This is a genomic window from Acetomicrobium thermoterrenum DSM 13490 (genome assembly GCF_900107215.1).
In the GTDB taxonomy this organism is placed as follows: domain Bacteria; phylum Synergistota; class Synergistia; order Synergistales; family Acetomicrobiaceae; genus Acetomicrobium; species Acetomicrobium thermoterrenum.
In genome coordinates, this window is sequence record NZ_FNPD01000022.1 from 1 (window position 1) to 1,319 (window position 1,319).

Below are 1,319 nucleotides of genomic sequence, written 5' to 3' on the forward strand. Positions count from 1 at the left end.
GGCTCTATTTCAAATAGTGTGGAAACACTCCGGTGGTAAGAATCCCAACATTATCTTTTTTGTGTAGACCTCTACGTTTCTAAGACCAAAGGAGATTCGTTTTAGCATCTTCACCTTCGTATTACATCCTTCGGTATAGGCATTGGTAGTTTTGTTGTCGAAGTAGTTTAATATAGGCTGTCGCCACCGTTTTAGGGTATTGCCCCACCTGTACAACTCGGCATCGTCAGAAGCCTTCAGGTTCATGATGATCAGGTCTAAAAGCTTGGCTGCCTCGTTCTTCTCCTTCGCTCTATATACGTCCCTTAAGCGTTCCTTGGCCCAGTAGAAGCCTTTGAGGTTTGGATAAGTTTTTAAGAGTTCGTCTACCTTTTGCCTTCCTCTGTCGCTTAAATTCTCCCTTGCAATTAAGAATATCTTCTTTGGTATCCTTACCTTACCCTTATGCCTTACGTCCTGCTCAATCCTCCTGGCTTCGTCCATGCGCTTATTGGCATCCGCTATCACGTGGAAATGGTCTACCACCACATTTGCCTCAGGGAAGAGCTTATTGGCCGCCTTCCTGAAGGCCTCCTTCATGTCTATGCAGACTTCTTTGACCTTATGGGCAGGGATCTCGGATAAGAAGGCCTCCAATGTGGCTAGGCGGTCGTCTTTTAGGACCTCAAGCACCTTCTTTGCCTTCACGTCTGTTATTATGAGCACCATCTCCTGATGTTTGAAGCTATGCTCGTCTATCCCTAAGTGAAGCTTTTCTGCACCGTTTATCACTGACCGCAGAAAGTCTGGTATCGTTTTTGCCTCCATCAAGATCTTTTTAGCCTTGCCGTAGGAGATTTTAAGCAGCTTCGATATTGTCTTAAAGCTCATCAAACTCAAAAGCCACAAGACCAACTTTTCCGCATAGTTGGTAAGCCTGCTGCGAGGTTTTATTATCTTAAGCTCCTGCGTAAATGTGCGGCCGCAATGCTTACACTTCCACCTCTGCCTGCCATGTATCTCAAGATATACTTTCTTTCCGTTGATTAACGTGTGCAGCACCTTCCTTGGTTTGGCTTTGCCGTGCCTGTAGAAATCTTTTGAGTTACACTCGGGACAAACTGCTGTCCTGTCGGGTCTAACTTGCACCTCAATCACAAAAGCATCCTCTTCTTCACGCGTATCCGATATCTTGAAGCCTTTAAGTCCGAGCATTTTGGTGATATTATTATTATGGCCATTGGCCATGGTGGTAAGAGCCTCCTTTCTTAATGGGTTTGGTTGGTTCTTACCACCATTATATTTTCAAAGCCAAATTCCACACTAAAGATTATAGAGCC

The 1,319-nt window shown here is 44.8% G+C and carries 1 protein-coding gene; it reads right to left on the bottom strand.

Translation table 11 applies throughout. The features are described from left to right. Positions 1-9: 9 nt before the first annotated feature. Positions 10-1,227: an ISL3 family transposase gene (locus BLU12_RS09815; RefSeq protein WP_091462435.1), complete on the bottom strand. Its 1,218-nt coding sequence runs from the start codon at positions 1,225-1,227 to the stop codon at positions 10-12. Between the last annotated feature and the right edge of the window lie 92 nt (positions 1,228-1,319).

Bases quoted from the DNA above. Each gene is read 5' to 3' on its own strand.
- BLU12_RS09815 (WP_091462435.1), bottom strand. From the start codon at position 1,227: ATGGCCAATGGCCATAATAATAATATCACCAAAATGCTCGGACTTAAA.